Origin of the sequence: Streptomyces sp. NPDC048604 (genome assembly GCF_043199435.1) — a bacterium.
In the GTDB taxonomy this organism is placed as follows: Bacteria; Actinomycetota; Actinomycetes; order Streptomycetales; family Streptomycetaceae; genus Streptomyces.
In genome coordinates this window covers 165,970-189,005 of the sequence record NZ_JBICVX010000008.1, presented here as the reverse complement: position 1 = coordinate 189,005, position 23,036 = coordinate 165,970, and the positions used below count along the sequence as shown (strand labels likewise).

General features: G+C 73.5%; 23 protein-coding genes. 12 read left to right on the top strand and 11 right to left on the bottom strand.

The annotated features are described in order from the left end of the window. Positions 1-5 precede the first annotated feature (5 nt). Complete coding sequence (locus ACGFMM_RS18635; RefSeq protein WP_393647441.1) at positions 6-935, bottom strand: helix-turn-helix transcriptional regulator; 930 nt, start codon at positions 933-935, stop codon at positions 6-8. Between the two features lie 56 nt (positions 936-991). Here ACGFMM_RS18635 and ACGFMM_RS18630 point away from each other — a divergent pair, with 56 nt between their 5' ends. Continuing rightward, a complete protein-coding gene (locus tag ACGFMM_RS18630; protein WP_393647440.1) occupies positions 992-1,606 on the top strand; it encodes an NIPSNAP family protein in 615 nt (204 codons plus the stop codon). A gap of 184 nt (positions 1,607-1,790) precedes the next feature. Here ACGFMM_RS18630 and ACGFMM_RS18625 read toward each other — a convergent pair whose 3' ends face one another. Then, entirely contained in the window at positions 1,791-2,162 is a 372-nt protein-coding gene (locus ACGFMM_RS18625; protein ID WP_393647439.1) for a MerR family transcriptional regulator, read from the bottom strand. A 26-nt stretch (positions 2,163-2,188) separates the two neighbouring features. Further along, complete coding sequence (locus ACGFMM_RS18620) at positions 2,189-2,956, bottom strand: SDR family NAD(P)-dependent oxidoreductase (protein WP_393647438.1); 768 nt, start codon at positions 2,954-2,956, stop codon at positions 2,189-2,191. A 354-nt stretch (positions 2,957-3,310) separates the two neighbouring features. Here ACGFMM_RS18620 and ACGFMM_RS18615 point away from each other — a divergent pair, with 354 nt between their 5' ends. From ACGFMM_RS18615 to ACGFMM_RS18605, 3 genes are all read left to right on the top strand, one after another. Then, the gene (locus ACGFMM_RS18615; RefSeq protein ID WP_393647437.1) at positions 3,311-3,922 is read left to right on the top strand and encodes a TetR/AcrR family transcriptional regulator; all 612 of its coding nucleotides are present in this window, start codon (positions 3,311-3,313) and stop codon (positions 3,920-3,922) included. Between the two features lie 122 nt (positions 3,923-4,044). After that, the gene (locus tag ACGFMM_RS18610) at positions 4,045-4,386 is read left to right on the top strand and encodes a hypothetical protein (RefSeq protein ID WP_393647436.1); all 342 of its coding nucleotides are present in this window, start codon (positions 4,045-4,047) and stop codon (positions 4,384-4,386) included. After that, positions 4,383-5,423, top strand: coding sequence for an FAD-dependent oxidoreductase (locus tag ACGFMM_RS18605; protein ID WP_393647435.1), 1,041 nt, complete (start codon positions 4,383-4,385; stop codon positions 5,421-5,423). The genes ACGFMM_RS18610 and ACGFMM_RS18605 overlap by 4 nt, the downstream gene beginning before the upstream one ends. Before the next feature lie 53 nt (positions 5,424-5,476). Here the strand turns inward: ACGFMM_RS18605 and ACGFMM_RS18600 are convergent, their stop codons facing one another. Next, positions 5,477-6,568, bottom strand: a complete 1,092-nt coding sequence (locus ACGFMM_RS18600) for an alpha/beta hydrolase family protein (RefSeq protein ID WP_393647434.1) — start codon at positions 6,566-6,568, stop codon at positions 5,477-5,479. An 86-nt stretch (positions 6,569-6,654) separates the two neighbouring features. Between ACGFMM_RS18600 and ACGFMM_RS18595 the strand changes: the two genes are divergently transcribed. From ACGFMM_RS18595 to ACGFMM_RS18585, 3 genes are all read left to right on the top strand, one after another. Continuing rightward, a complete protein-coding gene (locus ACGFMM_RS18595; RefSeq protein ID WP_393647433.1) occupies positions 6,655-7,620 on the top strand; it encodes an ArsR/SmtB family transcription factor in 966 nt (321 codons plus the stop codon). A gap of 64 nt (positions 7,621-7,684) precedes the next feature. Beyond that, positions 7,685-8,347 (top strand): HAD family hydrolase, encoded by a 663-nt coding sequence (locus ACGFMM_RS18590; protein ID WP_393647432.1) that lies wholly within the window; start codon positions 7,685-7,687, stop codon positions 8,345-8,347. Between the two features lie 253 nt (positions 8,348-8,600). Continuing rightward, positions 8,601-9,989, top strand: coding sequence for an MFS transporter (locus ACGFMM_RS18585; protein WP_393647431.1), 1,389 nt, complete (start codon positions 8,601-8,603; stop codon positions 9,987-9,989). Positions 9,990-10,065: 76 nt separating this feature from the next. On the opposite strand, the gene ACGFMM_RS18580 is transcribed toward ACGFMM_RS18585, so the two are convergent. From ACGFMM_RS18580 to lnt, 4 genes are all read right to left on the bottom strand, one after another. Continuing rightward, positions 10,066-11,952 (bottom strand): helix-turn-helix domain-containing protein, encoded by a 1,887-nt coding sequence (locus ACGFMM_RS18580; RefSeq protein WP_393647430.1) that lies wholly within the window; start codon positions 11,950-11,952, stop codon positions 10,066-10,068. A gap of 142 nt (positions 11,953-12,094) precedes the next feature. Beyond that, the gene (locus ACGFMM_RS18575; RefSeq protein ID WP_393647429.1) at positions 12,095-12,952 is read right to left on the bottom strand and encodes a 3-hydroxybutyrate dehydrogenase; all 858 of its coding nucleotides are present in this window, start codon (positions 12,950-12,952) and stop codon (positions 12,095-12,097) included. Positions 12,953-13,007: 55 nt separating this feature from the next. Further along, positions 13,008-13,490: an NUDIX domain-containing protein gene (locus ACGFMM_RS18570; protein ID WP_393647428.1), complete on the bottom strand. Its 483-nt coding sequence runs from the start codon at positions 13,488-13,490 to the stop codon at positions 13,008-13,010. A gap of 40 nt (positions 13,491-13,530) precedes the next feature. After that, positions 13,531-15,189 carry an apolipoprotein N-acyltransferase gene (gene lnt, locus ACGFMM_RS18565; protein WP_393647427.1) on the bottom strand — a complete coding sequence of 553 codons (1,659 nt, stop codon included), beginning with the start codon at positions 15,187-15,189 and terminating at the stop codon, positions 13,531-13,533. A 245-nt stretch (positions 15,190-15,434) separates the two neighbouring features. Here lnt and ACGFMM_RS18560 point away from each other — a divergent pair, with 245 nt between their 5' ends. Further along, positions 15,435-16,535, top strand: a complete 1,101-nt coding sequence (locus ACGFMM_RS18560; RefSeq protein ID WP_393647426.1) for an O-antigen ligase family protein — start codon at positions 15,435-15,437, stop codon at positions 16,533-16,535. On the opposite strand, the gene ACGFMM_RS18555 is transcribed toward ACGFMM_RS18560, so the two are convergent. Both ACGFMM_RS18555 and ACGFMM_RS18550 read right to left on the bottom strand, forming a co-directional pair. Beyond that, positions 16,489-17,043, bottom strand: a complete 555-nt coding sequence (locus tag ACGFMM_RS18555; RefSeq protein WP_393647425.1) for a hypothetical protein — start codon at positions 17,041-17,043, stop codon at positions 16,489-16,491. The genes ACGFMM_RS18560 and ACGFMM_RS18555 overlap by 47 nt on opposite strands. A gap of 103 nt (positions 17,044-17,146) precedes the next feature. Next, entirely contained in the window at positions 17,147-17,932 is a 786-nt protein-coding gene (locus tag ACGFMM_RS18550) for a glutamate racemase (protein ID WP_393647424.1), read from the bottom strand. A 58-nt stretch (positions 17,933-17,990) separates the two neighbouring features. Here ACGFMM_RS18550 and ACGFMM_RS18545 point away from each other — a divergent pair, with 58 nt between their 5' ends. Next, the gene (locus ACGFMM_RS18545; RefSeq protein WP_393647423.1) at positions 17,991-19,241 is read left to right on the top strand and encodes a glycosyltransferase; all 1,251 of its coding nucleotides are present in this window, start codon (positions 17,991-17,993) and stop codon (positions 19,239-19,241) included. Between the two features lie 22 nt (positions 19,242-19,263). Here the strand turns inward: ACGFMM_RS18545 and ACGFMM_RS18540 are convergent, their stop codons facing one another. Beyond that, complete coding sequence (locus ACGFMM_RS18540) at positions 19,264-20,628, bottom strand: TerD family protein (protein WP_393647422.1); 1,365 nt, start codon at positions 20,626-20,628, stop codon at positions 19,264-19,266. Positions 20,629-20,898: 270 nt separating this feature from the next. Between ACGFMM_RS18540 and ACGFMM_RS18535 the strand changes: the two genes are divergently transcribed. The 3 genes from ACGFMM_RS18535 (at position 20,899) to ACGFMM_RS18525 (ending at position 22,976) form a co-directional block, all read left to right on the top strand. Further along, entirely contained in the window at positions 20,899-21,375 is a 477-nt protein-coding gene (locus ACGFMM_RS18535; RefSeq protein ID WP_393647421.1) for a DUF6643 family protein, read from the top strand. A gap of 45 nt (positions 21,376-21,420) precedes the next feature. Further along, complete coding sequence (locus ACGFMM_RS18530) at positions 21,421-22,245, top strand: MOSC domain-containing protein (protein ID WP_393647420.1); 825 nt, start codon at positions 21,421-21,423, stop codon at positions 22,243-22,245. Positions 22,246-22,367: 122 nt separating this feature from the next. Then, positions 22,368-22,976, top strand: a complete 609-nt coding sequence (locus ACGFMM_RS18525; protein ID WP_393647419.1) for a hypothetical protein — start codon at positions 22,368-22,370, stop codon at positions 22,974-22,976. The last annotated feature ends 60 nt before the right edge of the window (positions 22,977-23,036 follow it).

Sequence of the window (23,036 nt, the reverse complement as noted above, 5' to 3'; positions counted from 1 at the left end):
CGGTGTCACCGCTCGTAGCGGTCCGCCAGGGTGCGGACCGTCCCGGCGATGCGGGTGCGCAGTTCGAGGGGTTCCAGGACCTCGATGTCGGCGCCGAGACGGAGGAAGTCCCCGTGTGCGTGGGCGATCGACTCGATCGGCACCCGGGCCTCCGTCCACCCGTCGCCCGCCGCTGCGACGCCCAGGCGGCGGGCGCCCTCGGGGCTGAGGCGGACCAGGGCCTCCCCGGTGTGCAGCCGGGCCCGGAAGTCGGCCAGGTAGCGGGTCCAGTACGCGGTCAGGACGAAGTCCTCCGGTACGGCGAACTGCACGTCCAGCGGCTGGAGTTCGGCGATCTGGTCGACCCGGTAGGTGCGGATCCCGGACGGTCCGCCGGCGACCAGGTACCAGCGGCCGGCCTTGAGGACCAGTCCGTACGGTTCCACCCGCCGTTCGATCTCCTCCGGTGCCCGCCAGCGCCGGTACCGCAGGACCACCGCCCGCCGTTCCCACAACGCGGTGGCGGCCGCGGCCAGATGCGGCGTGCGGTCGGCGTCGCCGTACCAGCCGGGGGCGTCGAGCAGGAAGCGTTCCTGGATCCGCCCGGCGTGCTCGCGCAGCTCCGCCGGCAGTGCGGCCCGCAGCTTGAGCTGGGCGGCGGCGAGCGCCTCGCCGAGGCCGAGCTCGGCGGCGGCGCCGGGGAGCGCGGCAAGGAACGCGGCCTGCGCCTCGTCCGCGGTCAGTCCGGTGAGCCGGGTGCGGTAGCCGTCGACCAGCCGGTATCCGCCGGCGTGCCCGGCCTCGCCGTACAGCGGGATCCCGGCGCCGCCGAGCGCCTCGACGTCCCGGTAGACCGTGCGGACGGAGACCTCCAGCTCCTCGGCCAGCTGTTGGGCCGTCATCCGGCCCCGGTTCTGGAGCAGCAGCAGGAGGGTGACGAGTCGGGCCGCGCGCATGACGCCCAGTATCCACTGACACAGGTTGTCAGGGGAGCGTGCCTAACCTGCGGCGCATGGACGACTTCGAGATCGACTTCGCCTCCGACTCCGACTGCATCGTCGAGCTGCGGCAGTACACCCTGCATCCCGGAGCCCGGGAGACGCTGATCACGCTGTTCGAGCGGGAGTTCGTGACCGGGCAGGAGGCCGTCGGCATCACACTCGGCGGGCGATTCCGGGACCTGGACGATCCGGACCGCTTCGTCTGGCTGCGCGCGTTCCCCGACATGGCGCACCGTCGGCGCGCGCTGGAGGCGTTCTACTCCGGGCCGGTCTGGCAGCGGCACCGCGACGCCGCCAACGCGACCATGGTCGACAGCGACGACGTGCTGCTGCTGCGCGGCCCCGGCTTCGCGGCGGAACCGGACGCGTGCGAGGTGGTCGCGACGGTCTGCCACCCGTCCGACGCGGCCGCGTTCGACGCGTACGCCGCCCGGCACCTGGGCCCGGGCCACGCGCTGCACCGCACCGAGCACGCCGAGAACGACTTCCCCCGGCTGCCGGTCCGCACCGGGGAGGACGTCCGGGTCTGGTTCGGTCCGGCCGAGCCGCCGCCATGGCCGGTCCGGCGGCTGCGGCTGGAACCCGTGGGCCGCCGGACGCCGCGTCCCGCGGTCAGCTGGCACTGACGGTGCGATGACCGCGGCCTGAAGCCGCCGTCCGGTGGGTCATCGCGTTGAGCTGGGCCAGGGTGGCGATGTCCGGGACAGGGACAAGGTGGTTCGGCGTGGTCGGTGAGGGCTCGTGGTTGCGATGAGTGGCCATGGGGAGCTCGCGACTCCAGGTCTCCGGCTTCTGCTGCGAGGCGGGCGTTCAGGCCACTGGACGGGTCCGGCCAACGGTTGCCTGTCGCAACGTGGCTTCCAGCCGGTCGCGGGCCTCGGTCTGGGCGGCGATCCGTTCGTTGAGGACCGCAAGCCGATCCAGCGCGACCCGCAGGCCCTTGTCCGAGGGCGGCGCGGCGGCCACATCGCCGTCCAGGCACGGCAGGAACACCCGCACGTCGTCCAGGGTGAGCCCGGCCGCCAGCAGGTAGCGGACGTTGCGGACTCGCACCACCGCCCGCTCGTCGTAGATGCGGTAGCCGTTGGGCGCCCGCTGCGAGGAGATCAGCCCGGCCTGCTCGTAGTGCCGCAGCGCACGGGCTGTCGTCCCGGTCGCCGTGGCCAGTTCACCGATCCGCACGCATCCCACCTCCCGGGCCACTCCTATCACGCCACGACCGCTCCGCCGTCGACCGGGAGTACCACTCCGGTGACGAACGACGCGGCCGGTGCGGCAAGTTGGGTAATCGCCCAGGCCACCTCCTCGGGGCGGCCGATCCGGGCCAGTGGGGTGTGCGCCAGCTGCCACTCCCGCACCGCAGCCATCCGCTCCGGCGTCAGGCCCTGGTGGTCGCCGATGGGGGTGTCGATCGCGCCGGGGGCGACCGCCACCACCCGGATCCCGCGGGGCGCCAGCTCGACCGCCCAGCTACGGGTCAGCAACTCCAGAGCGGTCTTGGTGGCCGCATAGACCGAGCTGCCGGGCCAGGCTCGCTGCCCCACCGACGTACTGACATTGACGATCACCCCGCCCGACTTCTCCAGGAGCGGCAGCGCGGCCTGGGCCAGCAGGATGGGGGCGACGAGGTTGGTCGCAAGCTGAGCTGTGATCATCTCCGGCGTCAGCGCGCCGAGGACGCCGCTGCGCACGATGCCTGCGTTGTTGACCAGCACGTCCAGCCGGCCGTGTGTCCCCAGCACGGCCCGGATGATCCGATCCGGCTCGCCCTCGGCGGTGATGTCGGCGGCCAGCGGCGTGATCCGGTCGTGCCCGGCCGCGGTCTCCTCGAGGGGCTCGAGCCGCCGCCCGATCGCGACCACGTGGGCGCCCTCGGCGGCGAAGGCGCGGGCGGTGGCCCGGCCGATCCCGGTGCCGGCTCCGGTGACGGCGACGATCCTGCTGCCCTGCGGTGCGGTGACGTTCATGCCGGTCATCGTGCAACCCTGCCGCCAGCGGCAAGGTCAAGCAGCGCCTGGTCGATCTTCGGGAGCATCTTCGCGGTGTCCTGGCGCTGCCGATTTGGCGGCCCCACACCCGCACGGGCGCCTACCCGGCAGGGCGTCGGCGACGGCAACGTCTTCGGCCATCGCCAACAGCTCGCCCTACGTACGGAAAACGATCGTGCCCGGGTGCTTCGTGCAGCACCAGCGTCGGCCTCGTCGTGAGTCGCGCCGGACGGCGGCGCCTGGCTCAGCGCCCTCGTTCAATTCCGATACTGCTGTTGCGTAACTGCCCGGAGCTGTCGTACCGTCAATTTCGCTACTCAGATAGCGGAATTGGAGACTCTCGTGACCCCAACCCGGCGCGGCCGGCCGCGCGATACGACGGTGGACGAGCGCGTGCTGCGGATCGCCGCCGACCTGATCTTCCGGCACGGCTACACGCGCCTGAGCATCGACGAGGTGGCCGAGCAAGCCGGCGTCGCCAAGACGACGCTGTACCGCCGATGGCCGACGAAGGACCATCTGGCCGTCGCGGTGGTGGCCAGGCTCCAGGAAGACGACGAGATCACCGAGACCGGCGACATCCGGCGTGACCTGACCGACTACCTGACGAAGGTCGCGGCCGGACTCAACCGCATGCGGGCGGCAGGCAGGGACGACGGCCACGACGACCCGTCCGCAGGCGTCGCCGGCGAGATGGTGGCGGCTGCCGCCCGTCACGACGACATCGGAGCCCTGGCCCGTGACCTCTACGAGCGTCGCAACGCCCTCGCCCTCGCCATGATCCGCCGTGCCTGTGAGCGCGGTGAGCTGCGCCAGGACCTCGACGCCGGCACCCTTCTCGACCAGCTGGCCGGAGCCCTGTACTACCGGGTGCTGATCACCGGCGCGCGGGTCGACCGGGCCTACGCCGAACGCCTGGTGGAGAACGCCCTCGTTGGCGCCGCGAGCCCATGACGGCGTGCTGAGCCGTGCATATCGGGTGTACGGCGCCACCGCCGCGATGGCAGCGGCAACAGGCGCACTGCTGCTACGCGAAAGCCCTCGACATCACTGAGAAGGAAGGACGGAGAAGCACCATGTCACTGCTGGTTCCGAACGACTCCGGAGCGGTCATCACCCGCGCCGTGAACGCGGAGATGGTGGGCGGGCCGTTAGCCACCGGCCGCCTGCTGATGCACTCCAGCGCCACCCGTGGGGCGCTGAGCACCGTCCGGATGACGCGCAGGGAAGGCGCCGACGGTGCCGCGCCCCACGACCCCGGTTCGAGCCCCGACCTGCTGATCGTCATGGCACCGGGCACCGAGCTCTTCGAGTACGTCCGGTTGCTCGACCGCATACGGACGGGGAAAGCCACCGTCCTGGACAGCCCTGAGTGGCAGCGTGACCGGGCGGCCTTCCACGGCGGGAGGCCGGCATGACCGGGACAGCGGTTGTCGTGGGGGCGGGAGTGGCAGGCCTGGCAACGGCGATCGGGTTGCGCCGGGCCGGCTGGGAGGTGGCGCTGCTGGAACGCCGCACCGAACTGGAGCGTTACGGCACGGCCTTCGGTATCCACCCCACCGCGCAGGCCGCCCTCGAACGACTCGGCGTGGGCACAGCCTTCCACGCACGAGCCGTGCCCTACCGGAGCGCTCGGATTCGCACTCCGCGGGGCAAGACCCTGGCGAGCCTCCCCCTGGAACGCATCGAGCGGAAGGCCGGCCGACCCGAACTGCTGATCTCCCGGCCCTACCTGATCGACGCCTTGCTGACCGAGTTGGACGGCCTGGGCGTACCGCTCACGCTCGGGCAGCGCGTCTCGGACGTCAACGCCCTCAGGGACGACTGCGATCTGCTGGTCGGCGCCGACGGAATCCGCAGCGCCGTGCGCGCCGCGTGTTTCGGCGAGCGCAGCGGCCCGCACCACGTCGGGACGACCGCCTGGATCGGGATCGCCGACTTCGAGAGCGGCGTTTACGGCGAGACCTGGGGCAGCGGCCGGTCCTTCGGGATGACCCCGGTCGAACCGGGTCGCACCAACTGGTACGCCACGGTGCCGGAAGCCGTCACCGCCGAGGAACTGCGAGAGCAGTTCGACGGCTGGCACGATCCCATCCCCCGGATCCTCAACGGGTCCGACCCCGCCACCTGGATCCGCTACGAGATGCGGCACCTGTTCCCCGCGCTCCCCAGCTTCGTCCATGGCACGAGTGTCGCGCTTGTCGGCGACGCCGCGCATGCGATGACACCCAACCTGGGCCAGGGCGCATGCACGGCGATCCTCGACGCGGAGGCGCTGACCCGGGCTGTGGTCGAACATGGCGCGGCCGACCTGAAGTCCGCTCTGCTCGACTACGACAGGAAACGCCGACGCGCCGCACAACGCGTCGCCCTCGGTTCGCGGACCCTGCACCGGGTCATGACCACCGAGCACACACGACTGCGCGATGCACTGCTGCGCCTGCTGCCAAGCTGATACCAGCGGGAACCCCCGGCGATGTCGCCACTGGTCGCCTGCTTACGGTCCCGCTACGACAGATGATGGGCGAAGAAGGTCCCCACCTTGCGCCGTACCTCGGCCAGTGTCACCACCGGGTTTCCGGTGCCGACGAGCGCGGCCCGCGCCGTCGCGGTTGCGAGACCGGCGCTCTGGAGTCGTGGGACGAGCGAGCCGTAGTCGGTGAACGCCCAGTGGTTCGCGTCGGCGAGCAGGGCGCGGCAGCCGGGCAGGCCTGCCCAGGAGGACTTGATGCGGGCGGTGCCCTCGAATCCGTCGGTGCGGAACAGCAGCAGCGGTTGCTCGCGGCCGGCCGGCGTCGGGTACAGGTCGAGGTAGCCCTCGAGGTTCGCCACCGCGCCGACCCGGCGGTCGCCCCGGGCCGCGTACACCGCCGCCGTGCCGCCTGCGGAGTGCCCGTACAAGCCGATCCGGCGGGAGTCCATGACCGGGGCGAGCGGCAGATCGCTGAGCTGGTCCAGGATCAGACGGAGGTCCGCGATCCGGGTGTCCACCATCGTGCGGAAGGTCGCCGGGTCCGGCGGCCCGAACAGGACGGTCGTCCGCATCCCGGTCGGCAGCTCCACCTGAGAAGCGTCGCCGGGATGGTCGACGAGGACGACCACCCGGCCGTGGCTCGCCAAGTCCTCGGCGAGGCTTGTGCCGAGCGAGCGGGAGTCGCCGCCGCCCGGCGAGTACACCAGCACCGGGCGCCGCCCGGGCAGGGGCGGCGCGCCCACGTGCCCGTGAGTGAGGACTGCGGCCCAGTCCACCGCTCCCGGCTTCGGCAGCCCCGGGTGGCGTCCCGGTGCGTACTCGGCGAACACCCTGGCCTCGGCCGGCGTGAGCTGCGGCCCGCGGGAGAAACCGCGTACGGATCGGGCCGGGTACAGGACGGTCAGCATCAACTCGCGCACCCCGCCCACCCACGGGTCGGTACGGGAAGGGTCCGTCAGATGGACCGTCTGCATGCCGACGGGGTACGGGCCGGAGGGCGCGGGCAGCCGGAGGAGAGGGCCGCCGGCGAAGGCGGACACAGCCTCAGCCGCAGCCACAGCCGTGGGCAACAGGGCGGCGGCACTCCCGAGTAGGGTGCCCTTCAGAACAGTGCGTCGAGACGTCATACGAACATCCTCGGGAGGGGGACCGTATCGACGCGAAGGTTCAGGCCCTGCTCGAAATGCCGGCCCCCGGACGAGGAGCTGTGGGAGTGCTGCGGGTTCATTTCACTGCGGAGGACTTCGCCCGGGTTCGCTTCCCACCCCGTCCGGCGCCGCTCCAGGAGCTGCACGCCGCCCTGACGACCGCTGTGACCCGACGTGGCGGGCCGCTGTTCGCACCATGGCGCGGCCGGGTCCTGCGCTCCCTCCCGACCGCCGCTGAACCCCTTGCCGACCTGGTCCCATCCGGCAGCCCGCCCTCCTTCCTCGACGTCCTCGGCGACACCATGGCCGACGGCTTCCGACAGATCCGGGACGCCGGCCCCGGCCTCGTCCGCTCCGAGCTGGAGCGGGTCTACGGGGTGGCTCCCGCGCCTCGCTGGGTCCGCGGCCTGCACGCGGGCGACGAGACGGCCTGGCGCACCCTGCACCGCGGCCAGCAGGCGGCGTACGAGACGGTCCTCGCCCCGGTCTGGTCCGTCGTACAGGATCTGCACCGTGAGGAGTTCACACGCTACGCCCTGGCAGTCGCCGAACGCGGCGTGGCCGCCGCGCTGACGGGCTTGGCCCCGGACAGCCGTCTCCACGAGGGCGTGTGGGAATGGCCCGGTACAGCGCCGACCCGGGATGTCTTTCTTGACGGGCGCGGCCTGGTGCTGCTGCCGACCTTCCACCACCCGGCGGGCCCCCTTCTCCAGGACCAGCCGGGCCGTCCCGCGGTTCTGACGTACCCAGCCGGTCCCGGGCTCCCTCCCACCGCAAGAGGCCCGGCCGTCCCCGCCGAGGCCCTGGCCGCCGTCCTGGGCCGCACCCGGCTCGACGCCCTGCGCCTCCTCGCCGAGCCTCACACCACGACGTCCCTGGCCCGCGCCCTGCACGTCACCAACGCGACGGCCTCGTCCCATGCGGCGGCGCTCAGATCGGCCGGCATGGCGACGACAACCCGTACAGGCCGCTCGGTCACCCACCGGCGCACGGCCCTCGGCACGCTGGTCGCGGGCGCCGGACCGCCATAGTTCGGAATTGCCCGGGGGGGGACCCCCGATCTGGCGTTTCGCGAGGTAGTGACATCCTTGGCCGGTGTTCTCATCCGATCATGCGGGCGCCGTGTTCTTCGATGTCGATGGCACCCTCGTCCCCGGCACGAGTTCGTCGGTCTTTCTGGCCGGCTTCCTCGGCCATCGGGACGAGTTGGCCACGGCCGAGGACGCCTACGCCTCCGGCGCCCTGGACAATCGGCAGGTCTCCGAGCTGGATGCCGCGGGCTGGGCGGGGGTTCCCGAAGACCGGGTCTCCGGCTGGCTCGACGGGCTGCCCCTGGTCTCCGGCATCCCGGAGACCGTGACCTGGTGCAGGCAGAACGGGTTGGTACCCGTGCTGGCAACCCTCGCCTGGTCGCCGGTCGGCAACTACCTGACCGACCGCTTCGGCTTCCACGCGTTCAGCGGACCCCGGCTGGAGACCGCCGACGGTCGGTTCACGGGCCGGGTCGCCCGTCACTTCGACGAGTACGACAAGCGGGATTTCGCGCTCGCGCAGGCGCGGGAGCTGCGGCTGACTCCCCACGCGTGCGGGGCCGTCGGGGACAGCCGCTCCGATCTGCCCCTCTTCGCATCTGTCGGGTTGAGCGTGGCGTTCAACGCCTCGGCAGGAGCGCGCGAGGCGGCGACCGTCACCGTGGACGACGGCGACCTGCGGAGCGTGCTTCCCGCCTTGAGTCGCCTGGTCCCAGCCACTCGTTGATGGCCACGATGCGGGCGGTCGCCTCGTAGCGAACCGCGAGTTCGGCTGCTGGCCGGCCACGGGCCGCCTCCGGCCTGCCGGTGGTGCTGCTGGCCCGCGGCGGCCGTCGCGGAGTCCCGGCACCGGCCCCATGTTGGGCGCGCGCACTTCGGGCGGTAGAACTATGGGGTCCCACCACATACGCCGGTGACCTGCGTGTTTCTACGGTGTGGCGACACGCAAACGTCCCCGTCACATGCAGGAAGTGGTGCCGATGTCCTCCCCCGCGACCGCTCCACCCGCCCCGTCCAACCTCCGTCGCATCGTCGCCGCGAGCCTCATCGGCACCACCATCGAGTGGTACGACTTCTTCCTCTACGGCTCGGCCGCCGCGCTGGTGTTCAACAAGTTGTTCTTCCCCGACTCCGACCCTCTCGTCGGCACGCTGCTGTCGTTCCTGACGTACGCCGTCGGCTTCGCGGCGCGGCCGCTCGGCGCCCTGGTGTTCGGCCACTACGGGGACCGGCTCGGGCGCAAGAAGCTGCTGGTGCTGAGCCTGCTGATGATGGGCGGCGCGACGTTCGCGATCGGTCTGCTGCCCACCCACGCGGCGATCGGCAGCGCCGCGCCGGTCCTGCTCACCGTGCTCCGGCTGGTGCAGGGCTTCGCGCTCGGCGGCGAGTGGGGCGGGGCGGTACTGCTGGTCTCCGAGCACGGAGACGCCGAGCGGCGCGGCTTCTGGGCCTCCTGGCCGCAGACCGGCGCGCCGGCCGGCCAGCTGCTGGCGACCGGTGTGCTCTCGGCGCTGACCGCGCTGCTCTCCGAGTCCGCGTTCCTCTCGTGGGGCTGGCGCGTGCCGTTCCTGCTCTCCGGCGTGCTCGTGATCGTCGGTCTGTGGATCCGTCTCTCCGTCGACGAGTCGCCGGTGTTCAAGGCCGCCCTCGCGGCCGCCGAGCTGCGCAAGGCCGAGGCGGGGAAGACCGAGAAGCTGCCGCTGGTCGCCGTGCTGCGGCACCACTGGCGGGACGTCCTGATCGCCATGGGCGCGCGCATGGCCGAGAACATCAGCTACTACGTGATCACGGCCTTCATCCTCGTCTACGCGGTCTCCGAGGCCGGCATGTCCAAGCAGAGCGCCCTGAACGCGGTGCTCATCGCCTCCGCCGTCCACTTCGCCGTCATCCCCGCCTGGGGTGCGCTGTCCGACCGGATCGGCCGCCGGCCGGTGTACCTGATCGGCGCGATCGGCGTCGGCGCCTGGATGTTCCCGTTCTTCGCGCTCATCGACTCCAAGAGCTTCGGCAGTCTGCTCCTCGCGGTCACCGTGGGCCTCGTCCTGCACGGTGCGATGTACGCGCCGCAGGCGGCCTTCTTCTCGGAGATGTTCGCGACCCGGATGCGGTACTCCGGCGCCTCGATCGGCGCGCAGTTCTCCTCCGTCGCCGCCGGCGCCCCGGCCCCGCTCATCGCCACCGCGCTGCTCGCCGACTACGGCAGCTCGACGCCGATCGCCCTGTACGTGATCGCCGCCGCGCTGCTCACCGTCGTGGCGATCGCCTGCGCCAAGGAGACCCGCCACCGCGACCTCGCCGCCCTGGAGGACGACCCGGCTGCCGCCGGCGCCCCCGCGGCGGGCGGTGCGGTGCGGGCCGAGCACGCCTGACACCCGCACCACGACCAAGAGCGCCGGGCCCACGGGCCCGGCGCTCTTGCGTGCTCGGGGTCAGCCGAGCGGAGGGTCAGCGCACCACCGCGCCCGACAGGGCGTGCAGCCGCAGCGCCAGCTGGATCTCCAGGGCGCGGGCCGGGGACTGCCAGTCCGGGCCGAGCAGCCGGCCGATCCGCTCGATCCGCTGCGCCACCGTGTTCACGTGGACGTGCAGATCGTCCTTGGTGCGGGCCGGGCTCATCCCGCTGGCGAAGTACGCCTCCATGGTGCGCAGCAGGTCCGTGCCGCGCTTCTCGTCGTACGCGACGACCTCGCCGATCGTGCGCGCGACGAAGCCCTCGATGTCGCGGGAGTCGGCGAGCAGCAGTCCGAGGAAGCCCAGGTCCTCCGCGGCCGCGCCGTCGCCCGAGCGGTGGAGCAGCCGGAGCGCGTCCAGACAGCGGCGGGCCTCCTCGTACGCGACGGCCACGGCGCCGGGGCTGGCGGCGGGGGCCTCGACGGGCGCGGACGCGCCGACCGTGACCGGTTCGTGCAGGGCGCCGCCGAGGTGGCGGGCGGTCTGCCGGGCCAGTTCGGCGGCGGTGTCGCCGGGGCCGAGCGGCAGCAGCAGAACCGTGCCGCCGTCGCGGGCGGAGGCGAGGCCGTGCCGGGTGGCCGCCAGATGCGAGGCGGCGGACCACAGGCGCTGGCGGTCCGCGCTCTCACGGCCGCTGCCCGCTTCCGCGGCCGTGCGGGCCCGGTCGATCCGGGCGGCGAGCACCACGTGGGGCGCGTCGACGTCGGTACGGAGCCGGGCGGCGCGCTCGCGCAGCAGCCGGCGGTCGCGGTCGGGGGCGTCGATCAGGTCGTCGAGCAGTTCGCCGCGGACCCGCTGCTCGGCCTCGCCGGCGGAGCGGCGGGCGAGCAGCAGCAGGGAGGTGACCAGGGCGGCGCGCTCCAGGGTGCGCTGGTCCACCGGGTCGAGGTCCGGCTGCCCGCGCAGTACCAGCGCGCCGAATATCTCGCCGCCCGCCGAGACCGCGGCGATCCACTCGTCGCCGTCCCGCAGGGCGTGTCCGCCGGCGAGGCGCGCGGGGCCGGGCGGCTCCTCGGTGAACTCGACCGTGCCGCCGAGCGCCTCGGAGACCGCGTCGGCCACGTCGTGCACCCCGCCGCCGTGCAGCACCAGTTCGGTGAGGCGGTCGTGGACCTCGGAGGCGCGCTCGATGACGGCGCTGTGCTCGCGGATGATGTCGTTGGCCCGCTCCAGCTCGGCGAGGGCCGAGCGGGTCTCGGCGAGCAGGTTGGCGGTGTCGATGGCGACGGCGGCGTGCGCGGCGAGGGAGCCGAGCAGGGCGACCTGCTCCCGCTCGAAGACCCTGGCCCGTCGGTCGGCGGCGAAGAGGACGCCGATGACCTGGCTGCCGAGGCTGAGCGGTACGCCGAGGATGGCGACGAGGCCCTCGTCCCGTACCGCGCTGTCGATGGTGCGGGTGTGCTGGAAGCGGTCGTCGTCGAAGTAGTCGTCGGTGACGTAGGGGCGGGCGGTCTGGGCGACGAGTCCGCCGAGGCCCTCGCCCATGCCGAGGCGCACCTGCTGGAAGCGGGCGGAGACAGAGCCCTCGGTGACCCGCATGTAGGTGTCCCCGGCCGCCGGGTCGTTCAGGCTGAGGTAGGCGACCTCGGTACCGAGCAGGGAGCGGGCGCGCTGGACGATGGCGCGCAGCACCGCGTCGAGGTCGCGCAGTCCGGCGAGGTCGTGGGCGGTCTCGAAGAGGGCGGAGAGCTCGGCCTCGCGGCGGCGCCGGCCCTCCAGCTCGGCCCGGACCCGCAGCGCGAGCTGCTTGGCCTCCTCGAGGCCGGCCAGCGCCTCGGGGCCCGCGCCGCTCGCACGGGCGAGCAGCACGGGTCGGTCGTACGCCTCCGTTGCCGCTCCGCGGGCGAGGAGCTCCAGGTAGGAGGCCTGTTCTTGGGACATGGACACAGGGATACCTGCCGTACGGGTGATCGCACCAGCCCTGTGGACAACCGTCGTGGACAACCGTCCGGGCCGTCCTGTGGACAGGTGGGGGTGGCCAGGGTGCCGCGGACGGCCGTCACAGGGTTGCCGCGGACGGCCGTCAGTGGGCCGTCCAGCCGCCGTCCATGGTGAGCGAGGCGCCGGTGACGAAGGACGCCTGGGGCGCGCAGAGGTAGAGCACGGCCTCGGCGACGTCCTCGGGCTCGATGAGCCTCTTGAGCGCCGAGTCCTTGAGCAGGACGTCGGTGACGACCCGCTCCGGCGGGATGCCGTGGGCGGCGGCCTGGTCGGCGATCTGCCGCTCGACGAGCGGGGTGCGGACATAGCCGGGGTTCACACAGTTCGAGGTGACGCCATGGGGCGCGCCCTCCAGGGCGGCGGTCTTCGACAGTCCTTCGAGACCGTGTTTGGCCGCCACATAGGCGGACTTGTAGGCGGAGGCGCGCAGACCGTGCACGGAGGAGATGTTCACGATCCGCCCCCAGCCGTGCCCGTACATGTGCGGCAATGCGCCTCTGATCAGCCGGAACGGCGCTTCGAGCATCACGGTCAGCACGGTGTGGAAGACGTCGGGCGGGAACTCCTCGATGGGGCGCACCAGTTGCAGACCGGCGTTGTTGACGAGGATGTCCGTGCCCGCGGCGGCCGCCTCGGCGGCGTCGAGGTCGGTGAGGTCGAGGACCTGCGGTGTGACGGCCCCGGGAAGGCCGGCGGCCAGTTCGGCCAGGGCCTCGAGCCCGTCGGCCGCCCGGTCCACGGCTCTGACCCGGGCCCCGGCGGCCGCGAGCCGCAGCGCGCAGGCGCGGCCGATGCCGCCGGCCGCGCCCGTGACGAGGGCGGTGCGGCCGGCGAGGTCGACGGCGACGGAACCGGGCAGGGACGCGGTGGCGGGATCGGCGCCGGGGACGGTGGCGGGACCCGGGCCGGGGATGGAGGCCGGTGCTATGGGGGCGCTCATGTTCCGCACCCTATGAAGCGCCCCACCTCAGACCGATGTGGTCCCAACCCATAGTTCACTGAGGGAGCATAGGGTCGAACCACGTCGGTTCGTCGGCGAGCGCCTGCTCGATCCGGAAGTGCGAGAAGCGCTTCATCTGCGGCAGCGCGTCCACGTCGAACCAGCCGACGTCCGTGGACTCCTCGTCGTTGACCCGCGCCTCGCCGCCGACGGCCCGGCAGCGGAAGGTCACGTCCATGAACTGGCACTGGTCGCCGTTGGGGTAGACGACGGGCTTGCGCAGGGTCTGCACCAGCACGACCCGCTCCGGCTCGCAGCGCACGGCGGTCTCCTCGTACACCTCGCGGACCGCGCAGGCGGCAGGCTGCTCGCCCGGTTCGACGATGCCGCCGATGATCGCCCACAGGCCGTTGTCGGCCCGGCGGCCGAGCAGCACCCGGCCCCGGTCGTCGAAGACAACGGCGCTCACACCGGGCAGGAAGAGCAGCTGATGACCGGCAGTGGCGCGCAGGTCGCGAATGAAATCCGGAGTACCCATACCCCGACCCTAGATCCTTGTGGATCTTCGGGGCCCCCGGTCAGGCAGTGCGGCGGCCCGCACGCGCCCCGCGGGCCCGCACCGCCGCCCAGCCCAGGCCGCCCGCGGCGAGGCCGAGCAGCAGCAGTTCCGGCGCGATGCCGAACCGGGTGGCCGGGGTCTGCGAGGAGCGCAGCGGCACCTCCTCGACCAGCGCGTCCGGGGTGAACATCGCCGACTGGCGGACGATCTGCCCGTCGGGGCGGATGATCGCGCTGACGCCGCTGGTGACCGGCACGACGACGGAGCGGCTGTGCTCGACCGCGCGGACCCGGGACATCGCGAGCTGCTGGTAGGTCATCTCGCTGCGCCCGAAGGTGGCGTTGTTGCTGGGGACGGCGATGAGCTGGGCGCCGTGCGTGACGGTGTCCCGCACCGCCCAGTCGAAGGCGGCCTCGTAGCAGGTGGCGAGGCCGACGCGGGTCCCGGCGAGATCGAAGACGCCGATCTTGCTGCCGGGGCCGAAGTCGCGGCTGACCCGGTCCACGTTGCTGTTGAAGATCCGCACGAGGGACCGCATCGGGATGTACTCGCCGAAGGGCTGCACGTGCCGCTTGTCGTAGGTCTCGACCGGGCCGCGCTGCGGGTCCCACTCGATGAGGGTGTTGCGGAGCTTGCCGGTCTCCGGGGCGATCACCGCGCCGATGACGGTGGGCACGCCGATCTTCTGCACGGCCTTGTCGATGACGTCGTACGCGTCGGGGTTGGCGTACGGGTCGATGTCGGAGGAGTTCTCCGGCCAGAGCACGAAGTCGGGCTGCTTCGCCTTGCCGCGCGCCACGTCGTCGGCGAGCTGCGCGGTGCGGTCGGCGTGGTTGTCGAGGACCTGGCGGCGCTGGGCGTTGAAGTCCAGGCCGAGGCGGGGCACGTTGCCCTGGATCGCCGCGACGGTGGCGGTGCCGTTCTCGGCGGTGGCGTCGACCAGCGGCAGCGCCGCGGCCGCCCCCGCGACCGGGACGAGCACCGCCGCGACGGCCGCGATGACCGGGCCGCGCGGCAGCCGGCCGGTACGGCGGTACGCGACGGCGCGGCGCAGCGCCTCGTACAGGCCGAAGCCGCACAGCGCCACGGCGAAGCCGAGGAGGGGGGTGCCGCCGACGGCGGCCAGCGGCAGGAAGATCCCGTCGGCCTGCCCGAAGGCGATCTTGCCCCAGGGGAAGCCGCCGAACGGGACCCGGGCGCGCGCCGCCTCGCCGGCGATCCAGACCGCCGCGGCCCACAGGGGCCAGCCGGGAAGCCGGGAGACGGCGGCGATGCCGAGTCCGGAGGCCGCCACGAACACCGCCTCGGCGGCGACGAGGGCGAGCCACGGGCCGGGCCCGACGAAGGAGCCCGTCCAGATCAGCAGCGGCGCGAGGAAGCCCAGGCCGGCCAGGTAGCCGAGCCCGAACCCGGCCCGCAGCCGGCGGCCGCGGACGGTCCAGCCGAGCAGCGCGAAGGCGGGCAGCGCCAGCCACCACAGGGGGCGGGGCGGGAAGCTGAGGTAGAGCAGGACACCCGACAGCAGGGCGGCGGCCGGCCGCGCCAGACGCCGCTCCAGGCGCCGCGCCCGTACGAGCCACACGGACGCCTCCGAGGAACCGGAGGCGGCCGAGGACGTGGCGGACCCGGGGGGCATGTCGGGGTCGGGCGCGTCGACGGGAGTCATGGTGGTGCTCACACAGCGGAGTCTACGGTGGGTCCCTGTGCACCGAGCAGGTCGGCCGGACGGCCCGCCGAGCCGGTGCGCTCCCCCGCCTGGGGCTCCCTCCCTGACGGACTCGACCGATTTTCCGGTCGATGCCGCAACGTTCCTGCACGAAGTACTCCCCCTGGCCCCGCTCCTGCCGTTACCGTGACGGCGGCTCCGGCGCGCGGCCCGATCGGCGTGCGCGCCGTGCCGTCACAGTCGGGGGGTCGACGGGGATGACTGCGCGAATGGCCGAGCGGCCGGTCGTGCGCGAGCGCGGGCACGCCTCGGACGTGGCCGGGGTACTGGTCCTCGGCGCATGCGTGCTCTGGTCACTGATCAGCGCCGCCGGGCGGGAGGCCCGGCCCGAGGGCGTCGTCCTCGCGGTGCTCGCCGTGGCCGCCGGGTACGCCGTGGGGCGCATCGTCGGCTCGCTGCTCCCGGTCGCGGCGGCGACCGCGGCGGCCCTGGGCCTGGCCGCCTTCGTCCTGTTCCCCGGCGACGGCGCGCCCGGCGCGGTGGACGCCACGGCACCGCTCGGGCGCGCGGGCGCGACGACGGCGCTCCTCGTGCTGGCCGCCGGGGCGGCCTGCTGCGCGGCCGCGGCCGCCGGACCGGGCCCGCTGCGTCAGGCACTGCGGGCGCTGGCCGTGGTCATCGCGGCGACGGCGGCGGTCCTGGGATCGGTGGTCGGGGTGATCGCCTCGCTGGGCGTCCTGCTGTGCTCGCTGGCCGCGGTCCGGATGCGGCGCCGCGTGCTGGCCCTGGCCGGGCTGGCACTGGCCGCGGGCCTGGTGGCCGGCGGGTCCTGGGCCGTCGCGGAGGACGCCCTTCCGGACGGCCCGGCCGCCTCGGCGCAGGGCCTGCTGACCGCGCACCGCGTGGGGCTGTGGCGCGACGCGGCCGGGATGGCGCACGCGGACCCGGTCCGCGGCGCGGGCCCGGACCGGTTCGGGGAGCTGAGCCCGACGGCTCAGCAGACGCTGTACGCGGACGGCAAGCCGCACTCGGCGGTGCTCCAGCAGGCCGCGGAGCAGGGGGTTCCGGGGGTGGTGCTGCTCGGCGCGGCGTACGGCTGGCTGCTCTGCGGTCTCGCGTCCTCGCCCCGCTCCACGCCGGTCGTCCTCACCGCCGCCGCGACGCTCACCGCGCTCGCGATCCTGGCCTCGGTCGGCAACGCGCTCAGCTTCACCCCGGTCACGGCCGCAGCCGGTCTCCTGGCCGGTCTCGCCACGGCCGGCGCCTTACCAGCGCCCGATGGGACGGACGCGACCGACGCCACCGAGGCCGCTACACCCCCGCCGTGGGAGTCGACCGGCGCAGGTGGCCGCGGATGACGCGGACGGCCGTCGCCGCGTCGTCGACGGTGACCGTGAAGCTGCGGCCGTCGCCGAGGGTGAGGACCAGGCCCTCGCCGCGGCGGACCACCACGGCCGTGCCCTTCTCGGGCCGCCAGCGGTAGCCCCAGCCGCCCCACTGCCGCGGGTCGACGCTGGGCTCGAAGTCCGCGCCGACGACGTGGGAGAGCAGGATGCGGCGGCGCGGCAGGCCCAGATGGCCGCAGCGCACCTCCATCGCCCGGGAGTCGACCTTCACCGCGACGTGCACGAACGCGACGGTGCCGAACATCATCAGGAGCCCGGCGAGCACACAGCCGATCACGGACATGAGCAGCGGGACGACGCCGGAGGTCCAGGGACGGTCGACGGCCAGTTCGATGCCGAGCGCCATGAAGCCGGCGCCGAGGACCGCGAGCACCCATTGGACGCGGTTGGTCGCCCGACCGGTCCAGGTCTCGGGCTCGGAGGCTTCTCCGCGTCGCTCGACGCGGGGGTCGTCCCTCATGAGTGGCAGCCTACGCACGTTCTGCTCCTGCGGCGCTGCGTGGGCACCCGGCCGGGTGCCGGGCGACCGCCCGGGAGTGACGCTCCGTGTCGCCGCGCCGGGGTCAGCGGGCGGACGCCACCGGTCGGAGCAGCCGGCCTTCGGGATAGGCGAGCGCGGCCTTCGGAAGCTCGGCCGTCCGGCCGCTGTGCAGCACGGTCAGTCCGCCGGTGGGGGCGAGGCCGGGCGCGGGTTCCGCGCCGATGCGGCGCAGCGCCTGTGCCGCTACTGCCCCGGCGGAGCCGTGCAGAACGAGGGGCGGCAGGCCGGTGGGCCGTACCGCCGTCCGGATGAGCTCGGCGACGAGTTCGTAGTGGGTGCAGCCGAGGACGACCGCGCGGACGTCACGCGGAGTGAGCGCGGCGGCCGCGGCGACGGTCCGTTCGACGGCGGCGGAGTCCGCGGCCTCCACGGCGTCGGCGAGGCCGGGGCAGGGCACCTCGGCGACCTCCACGCCGTCGGCGAACTCCTGGATGAGTCCGCGCTGGTACGGGCTCCCGGTGGTCGCCGGGGTGGCCCAGATCGCCACGGGGCCGCCGCCCGCCGCGGCGGGCTTGATCGCCGGGACCGTGCCGATCACCGGGACGGCGGGCTCCAGCTCGGCGCGGAGCGCGGGCAGGGCGTTCACGGAGGCGGTGTTGCAGGCGACGACCAGCGCGTCCGGCTCGTGGGCGGCGGCGGCGCGGGCCACGGCGAGCGCCCGCTCGACGATGTCGTCGGTACTGCGGGGACCCCAGGGCATGCCGTCGGGGTCGGAGGAGAGCACCAGATCGGCGTCCGGCCGCAGCCGGCGTACCGCGGCCGCCGCGGCGAGGAGGCCCGTCCCGGAGTCGATGAGGGCGATCTTCACCCGGTCACCCTATCCGACCGGCCTTGCGCTCCCGGCGATCTGGGGCAGACTGCGCGGAATGAGCGCCATTGCCTGGATCGCCGTGGGGTCGCTGGCCGCCTGGGGGTGGCTGCTGCTGGGTCAGGGGTTCTTCTGGCGGACCGACCAGCGGCTGCCCGCGCGGGTGGACCCGCCGGTGTGGCCGCGGGTCGCCGTGGTCGTGCCGGCGCGCGACGAGGCCGAGGTGCTGCCGGTGAGCCTGCCGTCGCTGCTGACCCAGGACTATCCGGGGCCGGCGGAGATCGTGCTGGTCGACGACGGCAGCTCGGACGGGACCGGGAAGCTGGCGCGCGAGCTGGCCGAGCGGTTCACGGGGCTGCCGCTGATGGTGGTCTCCCCCGGGGAGCCGGAGCCGGGGTGGACGGGCAAGCTGTGGGCCCTCAAGCACGGCATCGCGCGCGCCCGGCGGGGCTGCCCGGAGCCGGACGAGCCGGTGCTCGGCGGCTCGCGGGCGGACGGGCACCAGGCGGACGGGCACCCGGCGCACGGCGGCCCGGCGTATCTGCTGCTCACGGACGCCGACATCGCGCACGAGCCGGACAGCCTGCGCCGGCTGGTGGCGGCGGCGGAGACGAACGGGCTCGACCTGGTGTCGCAGATGGCGCGTCTGCGGGTGGCGACGGCCTGGGAGCGGCTGATCGTGCCGGCGTTCGTCTACTTCTTCGCGCAGCTGTATCCGTTCCGCTGGATCAACGATCCGGGTGCGCGGACGGCCGCGGCGGCCGGAGGCTGTGTGCTGCTGCGCACGGAGGCGGCGGTACGGGCGGGGGTGCCGGACGTGATCAGGGACGCGGTGATCGACGACGTCTCGCTGGCGCGGGCGGTGCAGCGGTCCGGCGGCCGGATCTGGCTGGGGCTCGCGGAGCGGGTGGACAGCGTGCGGCCGTACCCGCGGCTCGGGGACCTGTGGCGCATGGTGTCGCGCAGCGCGTACACCCAGCTGCGGCACAGTCCGCTGCTGCTGGGGGGCACGGTCCTCGGTCTCGTCCTCGTCTATCTGGTGCCACCGGTGGCACTGGCCGTGGGGCTGCTGACGGGCGACGGGCCGGCGGCGTGGACCGGGGCGCCGGCGTGGGCGGTGATGGCGGGGACGTACGTGCCGATGCTCGGTTACTACCGGCAGCCGCTGTGGCAGGCGGTGACGCTGCCGTTCACGGCGCTGCTCTATCTGTTCATGACGGTGGATTCGGCGGTGCAGCACTACCGCGGGCGCGGCGCGGCCTGGAAGGGGCGTACGTACGCCCGTCCCGAGGCCGCGCCGGACCGCTGACGCGGCTGAGACGGCTGAGGCGTCACTTCCGTCCCGGCGTCCAGTTCATGCCCCAGCCGTAGGCCTGGTCGACGGTGCGCTGCGGGCTGACGCCACGCGCCGGGACCAGGTAGCGGGCCTCGCGCTGGACGACGAGGTCGCCGCCGTTGTTGGTGAGCAGGGCGAGCGCGCAGACGGTGGAGGGGACGGTGCACTCGTCGAGGGAGAAGTCGATGGGCGCGCCGTGCTGCGGCTGGAGGGTGACCGTGGCGTGCAGGTCGGCGAAGCTGCGCGCGCCCTCGTAGATGGTGACGAAGACGAGCACGCGGCGCAGCTTGTCGCGGTGGTCGAGGTTGATGGTGAGGTTCTCGCCGCTGGCGACCGCGCCCGTCCGGTCGTCGCCGTCGAGGTGGATGAACGGGGGCTGGTGCAGCGCTCCGAAGGCGTTGCCGAGGGCCTGGACGACGCCCTTGCGGCCGTCGGACAGCTCGTACAGGGCGCACAGGTCGAGGTCGAGTTCGGAGTGCTGGGCGACGGCGCGGCCGAGCTTCGCGCCCCAGCCGGAGAACTGCCGGCGGACCTCCCAGTTGAGGTTCACCCGCATCGCACCCGAGGTGGCGCCCTGCTTGGCGAGGGAGACGGACGGCGCCTCCTTCGTCAGGGTGACTTTGGTGAGGCGCACGGGCTCCGGCGGGGAGGGCGGCACGGGCGGCATGGGGGCCGGGGGCGGGGTGAAGGTCGGGGTGAACGACGCCGTGGGCATCGAGGGCATGGTGGGCTGGCCCGCCACGGCCGCCGCGTTCGAGGGCGGTGTGGAGGGCTGCGGGGCAGGCGTGGGAGTCGGGGCCGGGGCCGGGACGGTGGGGCTCTGGGGTTCGTCGACGGTGATGCCGAAGTCGGTCGCGAGGCCCTCCAGGCCGGAGCCGTAGCCCTGTCCGACCGCGCGGAACTTCCAGGCGCCCTGCCGGCGGTACAGCTCGCCGAGGATGAAGGCGGTCTCGACGGTGGCGTCGGCGCTCTCGAAGCGGGCGAGCTCGGCGCCGGAGCCGGCGTCGACGACCCGTACGTGCAGTCCCGGCACGCGGCCGAACGGTCCTCCGTCGGCGGAGGCGGCGAGCACGATCCGCTCGATGGCGGGCTCGACGCGCTCCAGGTCGACGCTCAGGGTGTCGGTGACGGACCCGCCGGCGGTGCGCTTGCCGTCGTGCCGCACCGAACCCGAGGCGTGCACGGGCTGGTTGTAGAAGACGAAGTCGGCGTCGGAGCGCACTTTCCCCGATACGAGGAGTAGCGCCGACGCGTCGACGTCCGGAACGCCCGCCGATGAACGCCAGCCCAATTCGACGCGCACGCTTCGCGCCGGGACCGGAACATTGGCTCCTTTAAGCATGGACATGATCGCCCCCATCGAGAGTCCGCATGCACAGCGATTTCGTACGCCAACCTATTCCGAAGACCGTTCCCGCGGGGCGGAAGTGGCACGGAAGACCTTCCGGGCGTCAGCGGGGGACCCGCGGGTAACCCCTCCTCAGCTTGGACTTTGCGAGATCATCACCTTCCGCACCGCCCGTTTTTGTCACGTTCGCTCCCATTGGGGAATCAGTCGCCACACAGAACGCGTCAAACAACCTTCTTATCGGGCTACCCACCAGCCAATCGTGGGCTTAACTTATGTGCCATGACCTCCCCCCGGGCCACCTATGGCGGCGGTTACCACTCCGCCTCGTCGTTCCCCGACACCCCGATCTACGACTCCCTGGTCGCTGAACGGGGCACCCCTCAGATCGCGCCGATCCGAGTGCCTTCCGCGTACGACACCGGCCACAGCTACCTGCCGGCGCTCCCCGCGGCCCTGCCCGCCCTCCCGGCGGCCCCCAGCCCCATGCCGCCACCGGCCTACAACGGCGGCTCGTACGGCTACCCGCAGCAGATGCAGGCGGTCGCGCCCGCGCCGCTGCAGCACGCCCCGGCGCCGTACATCCCGCAGCAGCCCTCCGCCCCGCGCGGCTACCCGGGGCCGCAGGCCCCGCAGCCGCCCCGGCCGATGGCCACCGGCTACGAGGCGATGCGCCCGGCGGCCGCGCCGCGGCCGATGCAGGCGCCCTCGCCGTACGACGACCCGTACAACCGTCCCTACCAGGGCGGCGGATACTGATCGTCCGTCCGGCACGGCGGACGGAGCGGCTGGCAGGATGACCACATGTCGAGTCCTGTGCTGAGCTCCGTCCACATCCACCCGGTCAAGGCGCTGCGCGGCTTCGCGCCCGCCGAGGCGGAGGTCCAGCCCTGGGGTCTGGCCGGTGACCGCCGCTGGACCGTGGTGGACGCCTCGGGCAAGGTCGTGACCCAACGCGAGGTCGCCCGGATGGCGTTGGCCGCGGCGGAGCTGGTGCCGGGCGGGGGCATACGGCTGTCCGCCCCCGGGCTCGAACCGCTCACCGTGGAGGTCCCGGAGCCCACGCGCACGGTCCGGGTGGCGGTCTTCGGCACCCCGGTCGAGGCGGTCCCGGCGGGCGACGCGGCCGACGCCTGGTTCAGCGGCTATCTGGACGCCGAGGTCCGGCTGGTGCACATGGACGATCCGGCGGTCCGGCGGCCGGTCGACCCCGAGTACGCGCTGCCCGGCGAGACGGTCTCGTTCGCCGACGGCTACCCGCTGCTCGTCACGTCGACCGGGTCCCTGGACGCGCTCAACTCGCTGATCGCGCAGGGCGGCCACGCGGACGAGGGCCCGCTGCCGATGAACCGCTTCCGGCCGAATCTCGTCGTCGACGGCACCGGGCCGTGGGCGGAGGACGGCTGGACCCGGCTCGCGGTCGGCGAGGTGACCTTCCGGGTCGCGAAGCCGTCGGGCCGCTGTGTGGTGACCACGACCGACCAGCTCACCGGCGAGCGGGGCAAGGAGCCGCTGCGCACCCTCGCCGCGCACCGCAGGCAGGGCGGCAAGCTGGTCTTCGGGCAGAACCTGGTGCCCGAGCACACCGGCACCGTGCGGGTCGGCGACCCGGTCAAGATCCTCGACTGACCACGCGCCCGGCCCCCGCCCCGGCCCCACCCCGGTTGTCCACAACTTGCACGACCGCCGCGCGCGGAACCCTCCACCGGGGCACACTCGTTGCAGAACAGCGAGCCGAGGGGGTGCGGACCGTGGGGGCGTTCACCGGGCTCTGGCGCTGGCGGCACAATTCCCTGCGCCGGACCACCGACCTGGTCGAGGCCTGGGTCGCGTGCGTCGCCTTCCTGCTGCTCGTGCTCGGCGCGCCCGCGACCGGACTGTGGGCGGGCCTGCGCGCCGACGACGGACTGCAGCACGCGGCCCGCGCGCAGCAGGCGGAGCGCCGGCCCGTCACGGCGCGGGTGGTGCGAGTGGCCGAGCCGTCCGGTCAGGCCCTGCAGTCTCCGGACGCCGCGGACGAACAGCGGCTGCGCACCGCCGTGGTGGCCCGCTGGCCCGCCCCGGACGGCAGCCCCCGGTCCGGCACGGTGCACTCCCTGGACCGCGACCCCGAGCCCGGGGAGACGTTCCGGATATGGACGGACGCCGAAGGGCGGGCCGTCCCCGCTCCGATGCGGGCCGGCACGGCCCGCGCCCACGCGCTGTTCGCGGGCCTGTTCGCGGCCTCGGCGGTGGCGGTCGCGGCCGAGACGGCCCGCCGCACCGTCGTACGCGGACTGATACGCCGGCGGTACGCGGAGCTGGACCTGGAGTGGGCCGGAACCGGTCCCGACTGGGGCCGGGCCGGCACGGGATGCTGAGCCGCGGGGCCGGCGGAGGACGACCCGTCAACCCGCCCGCCCCGCGCGCGCTACGGTGGG

Bases quoted from the DNA above. Each gene is read 5' to 3' on its own strand.
- ACGFMM_RS18635 (WP_393647441.1), bottom strand. From the start codon at position 935: ATGCGCGCGGCCCGACTCGTCACCCTCCTGCTGCTGCTCCAGAACCGG.
- ACGFMM_RS18630 (WP_393647440.1), top strand. From the start codon at position 992: ATGGACGACTTCGAGATCGACTTCGCCTCCGACTCCGACTGCATCGTC.
- ACGFMM_RS18620 (WP_393647438.1), bottom strand. From the start codon at position 2,956: ATGACCGGCATGAACGTCACCGCACCGCAGGGCAGCAGGATCGTCGCC.
- ACGFMM_RS18610 (WP_393647436.1), top strand. From the start codon at position 4,045: ATGTCACTGCTGGTTCCGAACGACTCCGGAGCGGTCATCACCCGCGCC.
- ACGFMM_RS18605 (WP_393647435.1), top strand. From the start codon at position 4,383: ATGACCGGGACAGCGGTTGTCGTGGGGGCGGGAGTGGCAGGCCTGGCA.
- ACGFMM_RS18600 (WP_393647434.1), bottom strand. From the start codon at position 6,568: ATGACGTCTCGACGCACTGTTCTGAAGGGCACCCTACTCGGGAGTGCC.
- ACGFMM_RS18585 (WP_393647431.1), top strand. From the start codon at position 8,601: ATGTCCTCCCCCGCGACCGCTCCACCCGCCCCGTCCAACCTCCGTCGC.
- ACGFMM_RS18580 (WP_393647430.1), bottom strand. From the start codon at position 11,952: ATGTCCCAAGAACAGGCCTCCTACCTGGAGCTCCTCGCCCGCGGAGCG.
- ACGFMM_RS18575 (WP_393647429.1), bottom strand. From the start codon at position 12,952: ATGAGCGCCCCCATAGCACCGGCCTCCATCCCCGGCCCGGGTCCCGCC.
- ACGFMM_RS18570 (WP_393647428.1), bottom strand. From the start codon at position 13,490: ATGGGTACTCCGGATTTCATTCGCGACCTGCGCGCCACTGCCGGTCAT.
- ACGFMM_RS18560 (WP_393647426.1), top strand. From the start codon at position 15,435: ATGACTGCGCGAATGGCCGAGCGGCCGGTCGTGCGCGAGCGCGGGCAC.
- ACGFMM_RS18555 (WP_393647425.1), bottom strand. From the start codon at position 17,043: ATGAGGGACGACCCCCGCGTCGAGCGACGCGGAGAAGCCTCCGAGCCC.
- ACGFMM_RS18545 (WP_393647423.1), top strand. From the start codon at position 17,991: ATGAGCGCCATTGCCTGGATCGCCGTGGGGTCGCTGGCCGCCTGGGGG.
- ACGFMM_RS18540 (WP_393647422.1), bottom strand. From the start codon at position 20,628: ATGGGGGCGATCATGTCCATGCTTAAAGGAGCCAATGTTCCGGTCCCG.
- ACGFMM_RS18535 (WP_393647421.1), top strand. From the start codon at position 20,899: ATGACCTCCCCCCGGGCCACCTATGGCGGCGGTTACCACTCCGCCTCG.
- ACGFMM_RS18530 (WP_393647420.1), top strand. From the start codon at position 21,421: ATGTCGAGTCCTGTGCTGAGCTCCGTCCACATCCACCCGGTCAAGGCG.